The sequence below is a fragment of the Gemmiger qucibialis genome (genome assembly GCF_027689445.1).
GTDB lineage: Bacteria > Bacillota > Clostridia > Oscillospirales > Ruminococcaceae > Gemmiger > Gemmiger qucibialis.
The window spans coordinates 15,180-31,374 of the sequence record NZ_JAQFEN010000013.1; the positions used below are offsets into that span (position 1 = coordinate 15,180).

Here is a 16,195-nt window from a genome sequence, read left to right on the forward strand (position 1 = left end):
GGGGGCTGGGCGCATGATTACCAAACGCATTATCCCGTGCTTGGATGTAAAAGACGGCCGTGTGGTCAAGGGTGTCAACTTTGCCGGATTACAGGATATGGCCGACCCGGTCGAGATGGCCCGCTATTACAACGCGGCCGGGGCTGATGAGCTGGTGTTTTATGATATCACCGCCAGCGTGGAGGGCCGCACGATTTTTACCGATATTCTGCGCCGCGTTGCCAGCGAAATTTTTATCCCGCTGACGGTCGGCGGCGGCATCGGCAGCCTGGAAGATTTTGACCGGGTGCTGAAATGCGGTGCCGACAAAGTAAGTGTCAACTCCGGTGCCATCAAGAACCCGGCCATTATTTCCGCCGCTGCCCAGCGTTACGGCAATCAGTGCGTGGTGCTTTCGGCGGACATCAAGCGGGTGGATGGCAAGTTCAAGCTGTTCACCAAAGGCGGGCGCGAAAACACCGGCATTGACGCGCTGGACTGGCTGGAGCATGGCGTGAAAAACGGCGCGGGCGAGCTGGTTGTCAACTCGATTGACACGGACGGCGTAAAGAACGGCTTTGACCTGGAGCTGCTGGACGCCGTGGCCCAGCGCTGTGCTGTGCCCATCATCGCTTCCGGCGGTGCTGGCAAGATGGATGACTTCAAGGAGCTGTTCTTGAACCACCCCCGCGTGGACGCCGGGCTGGCAGCCTCCATCTTCCACACGAAGCAGGTGGACATCCGCGATTTGAAGCTTTACCTGCGTGAAAACGGCGTGGAGATGCGGGTATAACAGGCAAAAGCAGCCCATATAATTGGGGCTTGCCAAACAACGCAAAACACGCTAAACTATACTTATAATTTTTTACTGAGAATGGGGAAGCTTTTGGGAATCCGGCTGTGCGGTTCGCATGAATCTGCGGCCCGGCAGAGTGTACCCAGCCTTTCGCCGTTTTAGATAAGGAGTTCGCCATGGAAATCACCGAAAATTCCAAAACTCTGAAATTTGATGCCAACGGCCTGATTCCGGCCATTGTGCAGGATCACTACACCAAAGAGGTTCTGACCCTGGCTTATATGAACGCCGAAACCTTGGCTTTGACGATTGCCGAGGGCCGCACGGTGTTCTGGTCCCGCAGCCGCCAGGAGATCTGGCGCAAGGGCGAAACCAGCGGCAATGTGCAGCGCGTGGTTTCCATCACCGCAGACTGCGATAAGGACGCTTTGGTCGTGGATGTCATCAAGAGCGGCCCCGCCTGCCACACCGGCGCGGAAAGCTGCTTCTTTAACCCGGTCTATGTTTCCGATGAGCTGAAGCAGTTCACCTGGCAGGGGCTGTATGAGCTGATCGAAGGCCGCAAGACCAACCCCAAAGAGGGCAGTTACACCACCTACCTGTTTGACAAGGGTCTGGAAAAGATTCTGAAAAAGGTCGGCGAGGAATCCACCGAAGTGATCATTGCAGGCAGCAAGCGCGACAAAGAGGAAACCGTTTACGAGATCAGCGACCTTGCCTACCATGTGATGGTTTTGATGATTGAACTTGGCATTTCCGTAGAAGACATCACCAAAGAGCTGGAAAAGCGCCATGTTATTGACCATAAAGTGAAACAGGAGAGGATGCAGTAATGGCTAAGGAATATCTGCTCAGTTCGGTCCATGTTCACACCAAGCTGTGTGACGGCAAAAACACCCCGGAGGAGCTTGCCCTGAGCGCCTGGAAAGCCGGGCTGAAAACGCTGGGCTTCTCTGGCCACAGCCACACCCCGCACGACATTGAGTATTGCATGACCAATGCACGCACCCAGCTGTACCGCGCCCAGGTAGCCAAGCTGAAAGAGCGCTATGCCGGCAAGCTGGACATTTTGTGCGGCCTGGAATGGGATCTGTACAGCGATGACGACCCGGCTGCCTATGATTACTGGATCGGCAGCACCCATTATGTCAAGGGCCCCAAGACCGGCAAATATTACGAGATTGACTGGCGCGAAGCGGACCTGGCTGCCTGCATCCAGGACGACTTTGACGGCGACGGCCTTGCTGTGGTGGAAACGTATTTTGCCAACGTAGCTGCAGTTGCCGCCAAAAAGCCCACCATCCTGGGTCATTTTGACCTGATCAAAAAGGTGAACGGCAGCGGCAAGTTTTTTGATGAATCCGACCCGCGCTACACCGCCGCTGCCCACAAGGCACTGGAAGCTGCTGCACAGGCTGGCTGCGTGCTGGAAGTGAATACCAGCTCTGTTTATCGCGGCTTCCGCGAGGATTACTTTCCCTCCCCGGCCATCCTGAAAGAATGGCTGACCATGGGCGGCAATGTGACCATTACCGCCGATGCCCACGAAGCCAAGGCCCTGACCTTTGGCTTTGAGGAAGCCGCCGCACAGCTGAAGGAACTGGGCTATACCCGTGTTCTGGTGCTGGGCAAGGACGGTTTTGCCCCCTGTGAGCTGTAAAACGCAAAACACACCGCATTTTGCCGGGTGCGCACTTGCCGCACCCGGCTTTTGCTGTTATAATGGGAAAAAGCGTTTTTTCGGGAAAGTCGGAAAGCCATATAAGACGTTAGATCCATTGAAATGTGCGGTATAATTATTGCCCATCCGGGGCGTCGGGGACGCCGCCCCTACAAGTAATTTGTGGATTAGTCACATATTTTCAATGTTCAATCCGACCTAAGTTCCGGCGGGGTCAGTGACCCCGCCCTACATATAAATTTATCATTCATTCCAATTTCTAATTTCTCATTCCTAATTCCTAATTAACTCCTCCCTCCTAACCCCTAACCAACACGAAAGGTGTACACTAATTTATGAACTTCACTGAACTTTCTTCCTCCGTGCGGCCGGAGATCATCCGGGCAACACAGGCAATGGGATATACCGAGATGACCGAAATCCAGCAGAAGGCCATTCCCCTGATGCTGGCCGGGCATGATATGATTGCCAAGGCCCCCACCGGCACCGGCAAAACCGTTGCGTTCGGCATTCCCATTCTGCAAAAGGCCGCTGGTTTCCCGGCAGGTGCGCCCAAGGCCGTTGTGCTCAGCCCCACGCGTGAGCTGGCACAGCAGATTGCACAGGATCTGACTAACCTGGCGCAGTTCCTGCCGGAGATCCGCGTGGTGTGCGTGTACGGCGGTGCCGGGCTGGAAAAGCAGCAGAAACAGCTGAAAGCCGGCTGCCAGATCGTGGTTGCCACCCCCGGCCGCCTGATGGACCACTACCGCCACCATGCGCTGGATCTTTCGCAGGTGACGACCATTGTGCTGGACGAAGCCGACGAAATGCTGAACATGGGCTTTTACAAGGATGTGCGCGGCATCATTGACCTGCTGAAAAGCAGAGAGTCCCTATCCATGTTCAGCGCCACCATCAGCCGCGAGGTACTGGATATCGGCTGGCTGTACCAGCACAACGCCGCCGAAGTAGACGTTCAGCCGGTGCAGGAATCCAGCCCCAAAATTGCCCAGTACAAGCTGCTGACCACCGGCCGCGACAAGCTGGCTGACCTGGCCCAGATCATCATCAGCAAGGATTACAAGCGCGTAATGGTGTTTTGCAACACCAAGTACAACACCGGCATGCTGGCAAACCAGCTGGCCCGGCTGCATTTTAATGTAGACTGCCTGCATGGCGATTTGAGCCAGGCGGAACGCAACCGCATCATGCAGCGCTTTAAGGCCGGCGAGATCAATGTGCTGGTTGCCACCGATGTGGCCGCCCGCGGCATCGATGTTTCGGATGTGGACGCCGTCATCAACTATGATGTGCCCGAAGAGAACGAGCATTACACCCACCGCATCGGCCGCACCGGCCGCGCCAAGCGCGAAGGCGCCAGCTACCTGTTCTATACCAAGGACGAGCAGAAGCGCGTGGACACCCTGCTGCGCCTGACCCGCAATACGGATGACTGCCGCAGCGTGCATTTTGACTTCAACCATGAAAAACTGGTGGTGGAAGAAAAGCAGAACGTGGATAAGTTCAACATCAAGTGCTATTTCTGATCTTATTTCTGCCAATATAAATAACGTGGGGCGGTGCTTGTGCATCGTCCCACGTTTTGTACCTTTTTGTCGGCCAGCCCCGTGCGCGCTTTCTATCCGGCGCTGGGGCAGCCCCAAACTAAAGGCAACACCGCACAATTCCCGCCTTGCGGCTTAAGCACCGCCCCGGCAGCCGCTGCAAAGGCGAAGCACACCGAAACACACCACGCTCTTTGCACAAGATAGGCCATAAACAAAGGACCAAAGCCGCACGCTTTTCAGCGAATGGCTTTGGTCCTTTTCAATTCTATTGTCGCCGGGTATCCGATTCCGGGGTTGGGGCTGTTACTCGGTTTTGCCTGCAGGCAGGGTAAAGGTGAAGCGGCACCATTTGCCCATCTCGCTTTCGGCCTTGATCTGGCCGCCGGACAGGGTGATCAGCACCTTGCAGATATGCAACCCCAGGCCGCTGCCGCGGGTGTTCAGGCCGCGGGAGCGGTCCTCCTTATAAAAGCGCTCAAACACAAAGGGCAGGGCATCCGGCGCAATACCGTCGCCGGTGTTCTCGATGGTCACCCGCACCATGTCGTTTTCCTGCTGGATATCAAACTTGATGACGCCATCCGGCGGGGTAAACTTGATGGCGTTATCCACAATGTTGTAGACCACTTGATGGATAAAGTCCGGGTCGGCATACACCATGGTGCCCGTGGGGCCAAGGCCCTGGATATCGATCTTGCCATCCTCAATGCGGCGCTCATCCGAAAGCACCACGTCCGTAACGGTGGACCAGATATCGTAATTTTTGGGAGTACCTTTCACCTCGCCGGATTCCAGTTTGGTGATATCCAGCATGTTCTGCACCAGCCGGGCCAAGCGGCCGGTTTCCTGCGATACCACGCCAAGATAATGCTTGTACTCGCTTTCCGGGATGGTGCCGTCCAGCATGCCGTCAATAAAGCCCTTGATGCTGGTCATGGGGGTGCGCAGTTCATGGGCAATGTTGCCCATAAACTGCCCGCGGGAGTTATCAATGTTTTGCAGGCGGCCCGCCATGTTGTTAAAGGTCGTGGCAAAATCCGCCAGCTCCTGACAGCCAGTTACGGGGGCGCGTGCGGTGAAATCGCCGCCGCCCAGCCGTTTGGCGGCCTGGCTGATCTGTTCGATCGGCCAGGTAATGCGCCGCGCCAGCACCATGCACAAAATGCCGCAGACAATCAGGATGACCGCCGAGGACAGCAAGAACATCGTCAGGATGGAGCGGATATAGACCGCCAGCGCATGTACCGGTGTTGCAGCAAACAAATAACCCTCGCTGCCGCCCAGATTCACGCGGCGGCCCGCAATATAATACTTATCGTGCAGGGTATCGTCCATGGTACCCATAAGAAAGATATCCTTGCCGCTGTCCATCTCTTCCTGCAAGTTCTGCGGGATCTTTGCACTTTCGGCTACATCTTTGCCGGTGTGCATCAGGATGTTGCCATCCCGGTCTGCCACAAACACAAGTGCGTCCGATGATGTATTGAACAGTTCAAAGCCGGTCTTGGCTCGCTCCACCAACTCATTGTCCCCGCCGGGCAGGGTCACAATGTTTCCTTCCGAAGCATAGGTCTCCGCCATGGCAGTAGCACCGTCCAGCACGGCAGTCAGGGCACTTTTGCGCTCCTGGGCAAAGTACGCGCAGGAGAGCCCCGTTTGCAGCATGCACATCAACACCAGCGCCACCAGCAGCAGCGAGGCAAAGGTTGCAAACACTTCCCCGCTTACGCTGCGCAGCGGGGCTGCCCCGTTATTCTCTTCTTTTTTGGCGCGGCACATTATTCTTTAACCTCAAACTTGTAACCAACGCCCCACACGGTTTTCAGGTTCCACTGTTCCGAGGCTCCCTCCAGCTTTTCGCGCAGGCGCTTAACATGGACGTCGATGGTGCGGGAGTCGCCATAATATTCAAAGCCCCACACTTCGTCCAGCAGCTGGTCACGCGTATAGACCCGGTTGGGGTGCCCAGCCAGGCAGGCCAGCAGTTCCAACTCTTTGGGCGGCGCATCCACCACTTTACCCTTCACTTTCAGCTCATAGCGGTTCATATCCAGGTGCAGGTTGTCAAAGTCATAAACGCCTTTGTTTTCTTCGTCCTTGCTGCCGCAGCGGCGCAGAACAGCCTTGATACGGGCCGTCACTTCCTTGGTTTCAAAAGGCTTTACGATGTAATCATCCGCACCCAGTTCCAGGCCCAGAACCTTATCATAGGTTTCGCCCTTTGCCGTCAGCATAATGATGGGGGTCTGGTTGTTCTGGCGGATCTTGCGGCAGACTTCCCACCCATCAATGCCGGGCATCATCACATCCAACAACACAAGGTCCGGGTGCAGCTTATCAAATTCCTGCAGTGCAGCAGTGCCATCATTGGCAATGGTCACACCGTATCCCTCTTTGACCAGGTACAGGCGCAGCAGTTCACAGATGTTTTTATCATCATCCACAACCAGAATTTTCTCGTTTGACATGGGTTTTATGCCCTCCTACTCTATGGCAACACCGCACAATTCCCGCCTGACGGCTTAAGCACCGCTCCGGCGGCTGCGGCACGGCATCTGCGTTGCCAAAATGCTCGATAATGTCGGGTTGCGGTACCCGCATCGTGCTTCGGGGGCAAAAGCCCCTCGCACTCTGCGACCGCTGCCCCTGCTTCGGTTCGCTGTTTCCGCCACTGGCGGCGCTCACCTTTGCAGCATCCAGTATTATCTGCGCTTTTGGCTTAGCATCTGCCGCACCTCGCTCGCCGTATCGGCACTTAGAATTATGCGGTATTGCCCTATGTTTTCCCGCGCCGGACAGGGCCGGTACGGGGGTATTTTGATTTGACCTTTTAACATTATAAGGCATAAATGTGGAAAAATAAAGAACAACCGGTGGTCAAAACAGGTAAAATGTGTAGAATTGCGCAAAATTATGAGCATGGCCGCGCCCTGCCCTTGCACGCAGTGCGCTGGTTGGGTATAATGATAGACAGTCAAAATATTCCGTTAAGGAGAATGAGTACAAATGAAATTAGGTATTGGTGGATAATCGGCCTTTTTATATCTCAATATTCCTTCACAAAGCTCAATATTTCCCATATTTACGAACTTTTCCGTCACATAACCCCATGCATCTACATATACTTTCATGACAAATTGGTGCGGAATTGGTGCGGAGTGTGGGAATCAACATTCGGGAAGCGGGTTCATCACGACAGATTATTCGTTAAAAATGAAAGCTGTAAGGAGATTAACGCTGTGAACCATTTACTGTCCTGTGAATTCAATATCGACACCGCTTGTGTCGAGTTAAAATATGCCAATGGCAGCATGATTTCCATTGATACCATCGCCGTGGAGAATGAAGTGGCCGACAATATGTATGAACGCTCTGAGCTGGACTGGCTGATTTATAATGCTCCGGCTGAGTATGCAGATTTGGTGCTGAACGGCGATCCCGTGAAGTATCTTAAAACCGTGACTGTATACAAGCCATTCGAAAATTAACAGATGAAACAAGGCGGGTAAGCACACAAAAATGCTTACCCGCCATTTTTATTGTCTCTGTACAAGATAATTACAGGTTTTTATTTGCTGTTTACACAGAAACAATATCAGCTCTTCTCATTATTCATATCCATTGTACTGTATTTCTTCTCTTGACACGAGAAGAGGCCACCTTTAGGTGACCTCTTCCGAGAGCCCTTTAGAAGGAAAACACTTCTGCGGCTTCTGTTTAAAAAAGTTTTTTCTGAATGGCCTCGGTAATAGTCTGCTCCTCCAGACTCCTGCGGGTCAGAAGTCCAGAAATCCAGCATACCCCCATTACTAAAACAACTGCCAGGACAATGCTGCCCACTGGCAGACAGAAGGGAAGTTGGAATGCTCGTCGGATAGCATAGTATTCCAGGGACAACACGCCCACTCCAAAAGGTAAACTCCAGCACAGCGCTTTGATTCCGTAGAAAAGACTTTCCAGCCAAATCATCTTACGGAAATCCACGGGTGTGATTCCTACGCTACGGAGAATTCCATATTCCCGGGCACGCAGTTCCATTCCCGTAGAGAGGCTATTGTGAATATTGGCCATACATACCAGACATAGCAGCAGAACAAACCCGGTACATAAGATTTGTAGAAGCATTCCAAACCGCTGAAGGCCACCCATGGCCAGGGAATTGTAGTTTGCACTGATCACCCCTTGGGGCAGGCCATAGCTGTTGTTTAGGGACCATTCCTCCAATCCGCTGGTTAGGGCGGAAATACTTTCAGGGTGAATGTACTGCACCTGCCAGTAGTATGCACCGCTTCTGCCCAGGTCTGCCTGCCGATTCAGGAATGCTTGGAATACACTGCGACTGGTCACCAACTGTAAAGTAAGGCTTTCCACGGTGTTGGAGGTGACCGTGTTTCCGGAATAAGGGAAATCCTCCGCCAGTGCTGCTACGTGCCAAGTGTCTGCAAACCCGTTCTCTTGTGCAAACTCCATAGAAAATCCAGGTTGTAGATTCAGAGCATTTTTCAGCTGAGTGTAGCTGCCTGCATTATACAGATAGGTGCTGGTGATCATAACACAATCCAGATAATCCGAATTCAAGGAAACTTCCTTGCCTGCCCAGTCGGAAAACTCCGGGTCATCCATGACCAGCAAGGTGGGATAGACGGTGACATTTTGGCCGTCCTCAAAAGTATAATCCTGTTCATCTAAGAGACCGCTCTGGTTTTGAAACCATTTTATTGCGTCTTGACTCATATCCGCCCAATTCAAAGTGAAGCTGCCCATCTCTCCAGCCTGCAAACCTCCGACCAACCGTACTTCCCCTGTTCCAGCCAGAGCTTTCAGATCATCCGTATAGGTAGCGGTATCCAAGGAAGGATCGTTGAAGGTGATGGTCGCCGTTGCTAAGGGACTGTCTGTCCCGTAACGCACTCCCATGGCACGGTCCACATAATAAGAAAGTCCGGTGCCAGCCAGCAGCATAATTACGCTGAGCGCCAGGGAAAATACAATTGCTCGATACCGTCCCCGGTTTCGCTTACAATTTTTGAGGGCCAAAATTCCTGGAAAGCCGAAAATCTTTCCAGTCAGTTTTCCTGTTTTTACATCATTGGAATGAAATTGAACCTGACCTTCTCCTTGGATGGCATCCATGGGCGTGATCCTGCTGGCTTTCAAGGCCGGTTGCAGTGCACTGAATGCCAGAGTCAAGGCTGCCAGCAGGGCTGCAGCGGCCAGGGGAAGAGGCCGTACCGAAAGATAAAGAGGCTGAGAAAATTGAAACAGTTCCTGTACCTGACTATTCAGGAAAACCAGTGTAATCGCCATTCCTCCACAGCCTGCAATCAGGCCCAAAGGGATGCCAATCAATCCCAGAATAAAGGCTTCATACAAGACGGACTGCCGCTTCTGCGCCCGGGTAGCCCCCACACTGGCCAACATTCCCAGCATTTGTGTGCGCTCCGTCATACTGATGGCAAAGGCGTTTCGAGCCAGAGACACAGCACCCACCACAATAATGAGAAGTGTTACCGCCATCAAACCGTAAAAGGCAGGCAATAGAAGGCTGCCCGGATAATCTATGCCATAATAAAGCAAGAGCTGCCGGTTTAGATCGATGGTCCCCACGCCTCCAGCATCGACAGGCAAGTCTGCCTGCCATTCCTGGATACTTTCCAGCAGGTCATACAGTTCTCGCCCCAGCGAACTGACAGTATAATAAGCGCACCACAATCCATCCGGGGGGATCTGATCCTCCAGAACTGTAAAACATGGTTCCCAGGCGAACACATTTTGATCATCAAAACCGCCTGGGTCCACAATAGCTGTAATCGTGAACTGTTTTTCCCCCACAGAACGGAGCATATAGCTGTCCGATAATCCCATGATTCCCGGGCCGCTGGTTTGCCGATAGATCATTTTCCCTGCGGAATCCACCCCTTGTGGGGTCCATACTCGTAACAAATCCAAAGAGACTTGGTCTCCAATCTTCCAGCCGGTCTTTTTGGCGAGAGTCTGAGAAATGGCCAGTTCGTTCTCTGTGGAAGGAAAATTTCCTTCCAGACACTCTACCCTCAAAAGCTGGTAAAATGACTGGTTTACTCCATAGATAGCGGCCCCCCACCTATTGCTGTCGCCCAGGGGAGACACTCCCCAACTGGCTGCCAGGCCCAGTTGGTCAATCCTGTCATCCTGGGACAGATTTTCTACCACCTGTTCTCCAGTCTCAAAGGCTCTGCCATGCCAGGTGCCGTTGTCCTGTGCTGCCTGTCGGTACAGAAGATTCAAAAAGGAATCAGCCCCTGCAAAAACTGCCGTGAGCATGGTCACCGATAAAACCACACCCACCAGAGTCACAAGAGTACGACGGGGATTAGCCCGCATCTGAGCGAGAGTCAAAGTGTGCACAATATTTTTCATGGCCGCACCGCCTCGTCCCGAGCAATATGCCCATCCTCCACAGTAATGAGTCGGTCTGCCTGACAGGCAATCCGTTCATCGTGGGTAATGACCAATAATGTCTGACCTTTTTTCTCATGAAAATAACGCAGCAAAGCCATCACTTCAGCACTGTTTTTGCTGTCCAGGTTGCCGGTAGGCTCATCTGCCAACAGAAGGGCAGGGCTGGTAATCAGGGCCCGGCCAATGCTGACCCTCTGCTGCTGACCGCCGGAAAGCTGATGGGGCAGATGGTTCATCCGATCCTGGATGCCCAGAATTTGGGCCAGCTGTTCCAACTGGTTTTTGTTGACATTGCGTCCATCCAACAGCAAAGGTAAGGTCAGGTTTTCCCGTACATTGAGCACAGGAAGTAGATTGTAAAACTGATACACCAGACCTATCTGGCGCCGTCGAAAAATGGCCAGTGCGTTCTCGTCCAATTTGTAAAGATCGGTGCCCTGTAACCATACATGTCCGGCTGTGGGCTTGTCCACCCCTCCAAGCAGGTGCATGAGGGTGCTTTTTCCACTGCCAGACGGGCCCATAATGGCGACAAACTCCCCTTTTTCTACGGAGAATGACACATCATCCAGTGCCTTTACTTGGGCAGGACCTTCCCCATAATAACGGCTAAGGTGTTCCACACGCAGTAATTCCATATTTCCCTCCTGGTATCAAGACTGGGCAACGCCTTTGTTGCCCCCACATCTTGAGTATACTGGCTGTTTCTTTCCTCTTGATGACTGTCTGGGTGACAGTTTTGTCACAAACTACCGGGATGTATGGGCAATTTGAGGATAAAACGAGCACCAGGGCCTGGGGTCTGATTTTCTGCCACCACACTGCCGCCTTGAGCTCGAACTAATTCTGCCGCCAAAGCCAAGCCGATACCAGCGCTGCCCGGAGCGGCATTACTGCCACGATAAAATCTCCGAAACAAATAGGGCATATCCAATTCCGGGATACCGGGGCCATTATCTTCCACTGTGATCCAAAGATTCAGTACATCCTTGCTCACGGAAATTTTTACCAAGCCTCCTTCCGGGGAATGCTCAGAAGCGTTTTTCACCAGGTTGGTTACAGCCTCTGCGGTCCATTTTTCATCCCCTTCCCACAGGAGGTCTTGAGGGCACTCCACTTTTAAAGTCTGGCCACGCAGTTCCAGGGCCACCCTTACCGGAGCAGTAGCTCTATCCAGCAAAGATGGCAGTGAAACGGTTTTTCGTTCCAGTTCCAGGCACCCGGCATCCAACCGGGACAAGGTCAAAAGTCTCTCCAGTAACCATTGCATTCGTTCCAGCTGTGCAGTAAGCTGCCCGGTAAATTCCTGGCGCTTTTCCAGCGGTAGGTCTGGTCGTGCCAGCAAGTCCGCCATAACCAGCATTCCGGTAAGAGGGGTGCGCAGTTGATGAGAAATGTTGCCCAGAAGCTGCTGCAAAAATTCCTTGTCATGAGCCAGCTGGGCACTTTGCTGACGCAGGGTAACGGTAATCTTGTGCAGATCGTTCTTCAGAAGGCTCAGTTCTCCTTCCCGATTGTCACGAATATCCAGAAGTTCCCCGCCTGCATATACCGAAGCCAGGTATTCTCCTAATTCCTGCAGCTTTTTATACCGGCTCCATGTTGTGCTCATCCAGAGCAGTGTGGTGAGAAGAACGGACCCGCTCCCTGTCAGTGCTGCCCAGGGGCCACCCAAAAAGCCACAGAGCAGCCCTGAAACCAAAGTCAGAGCCATGCTGAGGGCGATAGGCAGATATAATTCCTTATTTCTTGTCATGGCCATCTACCTCCAGCCGATAGCCCATTCCACGCACAGTGGAAATGAGAGGGTGTCCTGGCATTTCCAGCTTGTCACGCAGTCGCTTGATATACACAGACAAGGTATTGTCATTGACAAAATTTCCTGCCACATCCCAGATGCCTTCCAACAGTTGCCCCCGGGTGAGAGTCTGTCCAGGATGAGACAGAAAAGTAAGCAGTAATCGGTATTCCAGAGCGGTAAGCAAGATGGGAGTTCCGTTACGGGTCACTTGGCCTTTCTGTGTATCTACCGCCAGTTCCCCCAACCGAACCAACTGCTCCCGCTCTCCGGCCGCTCTGCGTAGTACGGCCCGGATGCGGCTGGCCACTTCCCGCAACCGAAAGGGTTTAACGATATAATCGTCAGCCCCCATATCCAGGCCCAGTACTACGCTTCCCTCATCCCCTCTTGCAGTGGCAAAAATCACCGGAATATTCCTGCTTTTAGCAGCAGCACACAGATCGTAGCCGCTACCATCAGGCAAACCGACATCCACCAATAGCAGCTGGTATTCTCCAGTCTCTAAGGCGTTTCTCCCTTGCGCCAGAGTGCCCTTGCAAGTGACACTCCACCCCTCCTGTTCCAGAGAATACGCCAGCCCGGCTGTAATAGTGGAGTCATCTTCAATCAACAATATCCGAACCATTGGGATGATTTCCTCACTTTAAATGTTTAATGTGCCATATTATTTTATCACGGAATATTACTCTGTGCGTGACTGATCTGTCATCTGATATGTAATCTTCCTGGTAAATACATTGTTTCTGACAACTTTGTCACCTTCCAAGTCATCGAATAGAAAGAAATGCCTCCTATCTTATATGTCAAGAGAGTTTAGGAGGCTGGCCATGAAAGAGTTCAAACATCTTCCCGGTCTGGATTTGATTCGGGTATTCGGAATCTTGGTGGTAGTATTCTATCATTATCAGGTAGAAACCGCTGTTCGAGGACTATGTCCAGCAGATTTTCTTCCCGCTATGGAGCCGCTGGTCCAAGTGGCGGTATACACCATGACTCTCCTTTCTGGATCTTGCTTGTGCTGGCAGGAAAAAAGCCGCAGCTGGTCCATGAAGCGCTATCTTTGGGGACGTTTTCTGGCCATTTACCCTCTTTTCTGGCTTTGCTTTTTTCCCATTTTTATTTACAGCGATATTATATGTGGCAACAATGAAGGCGTAGCTCCGTGGAAACTGCTTCTCTCTATAGTGGGAGTAGATGGATATTTTCAGTCTTTCACGCCTACGTTTTACAAAATTGGAGAGTGGTATTTGGGTTGTATTCTGTTCCTTTACGCTGTTTTTCCTGTACTTTGGCGCATGATTCGACGCCGGGGAGTTGTTTTCGCCGCCGTAGGAGCTCTCTTTGCCTGGTTGGCTTGTTGTTTTGTGGAAAATCCGGGGCAGCTTTATCCCACATTGATTGGCCAGCTGCCGTTGTTTTTCATGGGTATCTTTTTGGGCGGGTGTCTCCCATCCCTTTGGATTCCAGGAATTTTAGCAGGAATGACCACTTTGGTACTGTATGGCCTTGGGTGTCCTGAATATTGGATTGTAACCGCAGCCAGTGTTGGAGTGTTTGTAATGGTGTTTTATTTAGGGCAGTTACTCCTGTTTTGTGGTCCGTTTCTTCAAAAGGCTTTGCATTGGTTATCCCGTCGCTGTTTTGGAGTCTTCCTTGTACATCACTTGGCTATTACCTTGGTGATAGTCCCCGTTCTTGTCAATCACCGTGTAACGCCTCTCTACTGGGTTAGCGGGCTGTTACTTTTAACAGTAGGCAGCTTCGTGATTTCCTTTTTGTTGGATGGATTAAGCAGAAGCATCATAAAGTTCCTCGCCGAAAGGGTTGTCACATAATTTACGCATAAATCTTTGTGCCAATGTGACTTTCCGGTGTCATGAATAATATAAAATCCCGCAGAATTCATCCTTATACCGGGTTGAAATCTGCTGGATTTTTTGTGTTTTCTGAAGTCGTAAAATATACAATACGGGGACGGTTCGTATATACACCAAAAAACAAAAACAAGGGTATCAAAAGTGTCCCCATTAGATCCGGGTTCCGGTGGGGCAAGAAGTATCCTGATTAGTCCTTTTCCCCCTTGGATTTCTCACGGCTCTTGTAGACATTATACTGATTCTTGCACCGGGCGCTGCAAAATGCGGCATTGGACCGGCTGCCCAAAAACACCTTATGGCAATGCTTGCACAGGCGCAAGGGCTGGTCATCGTCCACCAGCATAAAGCTGAACATCATCTGGATGCCCAGTAGCAGGGAATGGAAATCCCAATAGATGGTGGGCTTATCCAGCAGCTCAATGTGATAGCTGGGTGCGATCCCCCCAAATGCGGCCATAGCCTTGCGGTGTAGCCCACGTTCGTCCTCGCCCATGAAGTCATAGTCATTGTAGTAGAAAAAGGCGGTGGTAAGCGTAAAGGCCCAGTCCTTGAACTGCTGGGCTACCCAGTCGTAGGGTTCCGCATACTCCCGCTGGAAGCTCATGTTCTTGGCCATCGGCTCATCCATGAAGGTCATAGTCAAAGCGATCATGGCCCGGTCTCCGGACACATTCCATGTGGATTCAATGCCCTTCTTCACCACGTCCAGCTGGTCAAAGGGGTAAAACAGGGACAGATATTGGTCCGTCGCCATGGATTCTTCCCTGATAAAGTGGTTTTTCGGCAGGTAAACCGCCTCGTAGTCCATAAAGGTCGGTGTGGTGGGCAGGGCGGTCATCAACCCCAGCAGGCCGTACCGGGTGACAAACTCCATCACTGCTTTTTCCACCTCGGCCTCCGGTTTGCGCCCCATCATCAGCATCCCCACATTCAGCGCATCCAGTACAATGTTGGGAACCTCTTTCAGCGGATTGTAGACATCCGGCTTTGCGCTTTTGCCGGGGGTGATGTACCGCTTGCCATCTTCGGCAGTTTTCAGTTCATAATGATCGTAGCGCACCCAATGAGAACGGGATTGTTCAAATAGATTCTTCATTATACGTGCCCTTTCTGTTTCATCGCCTCTGCCATCAGGGGCGTTTTTTCTTTTTTCGGCGCTTGGTCTTGTTTTCCCGCCGGATCACGGCGTCCTTGCCCTGTTTCTTTGCGATTTTCGAGTATTCCTCCAAAAAACGGCGTTCCCGCAAGGTCAGGCTATTTTCCGGTTTGCAGCACAGATGGTCATACATTTGGCGCTGCAATTTTTTATGGATGGTTTTCCGCAGCTTGCGGATATTCCGGTCAGACTGCCCACGCATGGCAGCAAGCCGGGTGGTGCTGTACAACCGCAATGAGAGAAAATACAGGACTTCTTTATGTTCATCACTGAGATTTTTGATCATGCCGGAGATAAATGGGTCGGCGCTCAACTGGTGCATCTCATAAGGGCAGTCAAACAGGATGTCCAGAAAATTTCCCGCCATCAGCTGCCGGTATGCAGGGTTGTTCATCCATCGAGGGATGAGCTTTGGTTCCGACACCGCCTGGTATTCCAGAGGCACATCTCCACGGAGGTTTTCGTGATCCCGTTCCCGGCGCTCCCGGTTCCGGTCCAGCTTGTTCCATTCGTCCACAACCACCCGGAAATCGCTTTCAGTGCGGGCCGCTTCCTCCAGCCGACGTATAGATTCGGCCCGGATCTCCCGCTTCAACCGCTTTTCGCTGACTGGAGCCGCTTCTTCTTCCTCGGTTTCCAGTTCGGCATCATAATCAACAGGATGCTCGTCCTGCTCCAGCTCACTTTCCAGCTCTGTCAGGCGTTCTTCCGCAAGGGCCTGTTCCAGCGTTTCCTCCGTCGATCCGGCGGCTGCGTCCTCATTCCATTCGGTGAAGCCATCTTCGATATCCAGAAGCTCATCAGCTGTGAGATCCGCCATGACTCCACCCCCTTCAAAAATTTTTTATGATTTTTCAAAAAATGGTTCCGTTTTACACCCGGGATTTCTCCTATCAGTGAAAGGATAATCTGAA

General features: G+C 52.1%; 15 protein-coding genes. 6 read left to right on the forward strand and 9 right to left on the reverse strand.

Annotation, left to right across the window (positions count from 1 at the left end; translation table 11 throughout):
• The first annotated feature begins 13 nt into the window (after positions 1 to 13).
• The 4 genes from hisF to PG062_RS13625 all read left to right on the forward strand — a co-directional run bounded on the left by hisF (position 14) and on the right by PG062_RS13625 (position 3,985).
• On the forward strand, positions 14 to 772 hold the full coding sequence (gene hisF / locus PG062_RS13610; RefSeq protein WP_114000851.1) for an imidazole glycerol phosphate synthase subunit HisF: 759 nt from the start codon (positions 14 to 16) through the stop codon (positions 770 to 772).
• A gap of 179 nt (positions 773 to 951) precedes the next feature.
• Positions 952 to 1,608 carry a bifunctional phosphoribosyl-AMP cyclohydrolase/phosphoribosyl-ATP diphosphatase HisIE gene (gene hisIE / locus PG062_RS13615; protein ID WP_114000850.1) on the forward strand — a complete coding sequence of 219 codons (657 nt, stop codon included), beginning with the start codon at positions 952 to 954 and terminating at the stop codon, positions 1,606 to 1,608.
• Complete coding sequence (locus PG062_RS13620) at positions 1,608 to 2,435, forward strand: histidinol-phosphatase HisJ family protein (protein ID WP_114000849.1); 828 nt, start codon at positions 1,608 to 1,610, stop codon at positions 2,433 to 2,435. The genes hisIE and PG062_RS13620 overlap by 1 nt, the downstream gene beginning before the upstream one ends.
• Before the next feature lie 356 nt (positions 2,436 to 2,791).
• Positions 2,792 to 3,985 (forward strand): DEAD/DEAH box helicase, encoded by a 1,194-nt coding sequence (locus tag PG062_RS13625; protein ID WP_114000628.1) that lies wholly within the window; start codon positions 2,792 to 2,794, stop codon positions 3,983 to 3,985.
• A 324-nt stretch (positions 3,986 to 4,309) separates the two neighbouring features.
• Here the strand turns inward: PG062_RS13625 and PG062_RS13630 are convergent, their stop codons facing one another.
• From PG062_RS13630 to PG062_RS13640, 3 genes are all read right to left on the reverse strand, one after another.
• Entirely contained in the window at positions 4,310 to 5,785 is a 1,476-nt protein-coding gene (locus PG062_RS13630; protein WP_270752653.1) for a HAMP domain-containing sensor histidine kinase, read from the reverse strand.
• Positions 5,785 to 6,474: a response regulator transcription factor gene (locus PG062_RS13635; protein WP_114000630.1), complete on the reverse strand. Its 690-nt coding sequence runs from the start codon at positions 6,472 to 6,474 to the stop codon at positions 5,785 to 5,787. Before PG062_RS13635 ends, PG062_RS13630 begins: the two co-directional genes overlap by 1 nt.
• A gap of 519 nt (positions 6,475 to 6,993) precedes the next feature.
• Complete coding sequence (locus PG062_RS13640) at positions 6,994 to 7,137, reverse strand: hypothetical protein (RefSeq protein WP_270752654.1); 144 nt, start codon at positions 7,135 to 7,137, stop codon at positions 6,994 to 6,996.
• 108 nt (positions 7,138 to 7,245) lie between these two features.
• Here PG062_RS13640 and PG062_RS13645 point away from each other — a divergent pair, with 108 nt between their 5' ends.
• Complete coding sequence (locus PG062_RS13645) at positions 7,246 to 7,494, forward strand: DUF6061 family protein (protein ID WP_270752655.1); 249 nt, start codon at positions 7,246 to 7,248, stop codon at positions 7,492 to 7,494.
• Positions 7,495 to 7,723: 229 nt separating this feature from the next.
• Here the strand turns inward: PG062_RS13645 and PG062_RS13650 are convergent, their stop codons facing one another.
• From PG062_RS13650 to PG062_RS13665, 4 genes are all read right to left on the reverse strand, one after another.
• Positions 7,724 to 10,405, reverse strand: coding sequence for an ABC transporter permease (locus PG062_RS13650; RefSeq protein ID WP_270752656.1), 2,682 nt, complete (start codon positions 10,403 to 10,405; stop codon positions 7,724 to 7,726).
• Positions 10,402 to 11,085 (reverse strand): ABC transporter ATP-binding protein, encoded by a 684-nt coding sequence (locus PG062_RS13655; protein ID WP_270752657.1) that lies wholly within the window; start codon positions 11,083 to 11,085, stop codon positions 10,402 to 10,404. The genes PG062_RS13650 and PG062_RS13655 overlap by 4 nt, the downstream gene beginning before the upstream one ends.
• A gap of 104 nt (positions 11,086 to 11,189) precedes the next feature.
• A complete protein-coding gene (locus PG062_RS13660) occupies positions 11,190 to 12,203 on the reverse strand; it encodes a sensor histidine kinase (RefSeq protein WP_270752658.1) in 1,014 nt (337 codons plus the stop codon).
• Positions 12,190 to 12,873 (reverse strand): response regulator transcription factor, encoded by a 684-nt coding sequence (locus tag PG062_RS13665; RefSeq protein ID WP_270752659.1) that lies wholly within the window; start codon positions 12,871 to 12,873, stop codon positions 12,190 to 12,192. The genes PG062_RS13660 and PG062_RS13665 overlap by 14 nt, the downstream gene beginning before the upstream one ends.
• Before the next feature lie 202 nt (positions 12,874 to 13,075).
• Between PG062_RS13665 and PG062_RS13670 the strand changes: the two genes are divergently transcribed.
• Entirely contained in the window at positions 13,076 to 14,083 is a 1,008-nt protein-coding gene (locus PG062_RS13670; protein WP_270752660.1) for an acyltransferase family protein, read from the forward strand.
• A 229-nt stretch (positions 14,084 to 14,312) separates the two neighbouring features.
• On the opposite strand, the gene PG062_RS13675 is transcribed toward PG062_RS13670, so the two are convergent.
• Together PG062_RS13675 and PG062_RS13680 are read right to left on the reverse strand one after the other, a co-directional pair.
• A complete protein-coding gene (locus tag PG062_RS13675; RefSeq protein WP_270752661.1) occupies positions 14,313 to 15,221 on the reverse strand; it encodes a hypothetical protein in 909 nt (302 codons plus the stop codon).
• A 34-nt stretch (positions 15,222 to 15,255) separates the two neighbouring features.
• On the reverse strand, positions 15,256 to 16,101 hold the full coding sequence (locus PG062_RS13680; protein WP_270752662.1) for a sigma-70 family RNA polymerase sigma factor: 846 nt from the start codon (positions 16,099 to 16,101) through the stop codon (positions 15,256 to 15,258).
• Positions 16,102 to 16,195: the final 94 nt, after the last annotated feature.

Bases quoted from the DNA above. Each gene is read 5' to 3' on its own strand.
- PG062_RS13670 (WP_270752660.1), top strand. From the start codon at position 13,076: ATGAAAGAGTTCAAACATCTTCCCGGTCTGGATTTGATTCGGGTATTC.
- PG062_RS13620 (WP_114000849.1), top strand. From the start codon at position 1,608: ATGGCTAAGGAATATCTGCTCAGTTCGGTCCATGTTCACACCAAGCTG.
- PG062_RS13675 (WP_270752661.1), bottom strand. From the start codon at position 15,221: ATGAAGAATCTATTTGAACAATCCCGTTCTCATTGGGTGCGCTACGAT.
- PG062_RS13630 (WP_270752653.1), bottom strand. From the start codon at position 5,785: ATGTGCCGCGCCAAAAAAGAAGAGAATAACGGGGCAGCCCCGCTGCGC.
- hisIE (WP_114000850.1), top strand. From the start codon at position 952: ATGGAAATCACCGAAAATTCCAAAACTCTGAAATTTGATGCCAACGGC.
- PG062_RS13665 (WP_270752659.1), bottom strand. From the start codon at position 12,873: ATGGTTCGGATATTGTTGATTGAAGATGACTCCACTATTACAGCCGGG.
- PG062_RS13650 (WP_270752656.1), bottom strand. From the start codon at position 10,405: ATGAAAAATATTGTGCACACTTTGACTCTCGCTCAGATGCGGGCTAAT.
- PG062_RS13640 (WP_270752654.1), bottom strand. From the start codon at position 7,137: ATGAAAGTATATGTAGATGCATGGGGTTATGTGACGGAAAAGTTCGTA.
- PG062_RS13655 (WP_270752657.1), bottom strand. From the start codon at position 11,085: ATGGAATTACTGCGTGTGGAACACCTTAGCCGTTATTATGGGGAAGGT.
- PG062_RS13660 (WP_270752658.1), bottom strand. From the start codon at position 12,203: ATGACAAGAAATAAGGAATTATATCTGCCTATCGCCCTCAGCATGGCT.
- hisF (WP_114000851.1), top strand. From the start codon at position 14: ATGATTACCAAACGCATTATCCCGTGCTTGGATGTAAAAGACGGCCGT.
- PG062_RS13635 (WP_114000630.1), bottom strand. From the start codon at position 6,474: ATGTCAAACGAGAAAATTCTGGTTGTGGATGATGATAAAAACATCTGT.
- PG062_RS13625 (WP_114000628.1), top strand. From the start codon at position 2,792: ATGAACTTCACTGAACTTTCTTCCTCCGTGCGGCCGGAGATCATCCGG.
- PG062_RS13680 (WP_270752662.1), bottom strand. From the start codon at position 16,101: ATGGCGGATCTCACAGCTGATGAGCTTCTGGATATCGAAGATGGCTTC.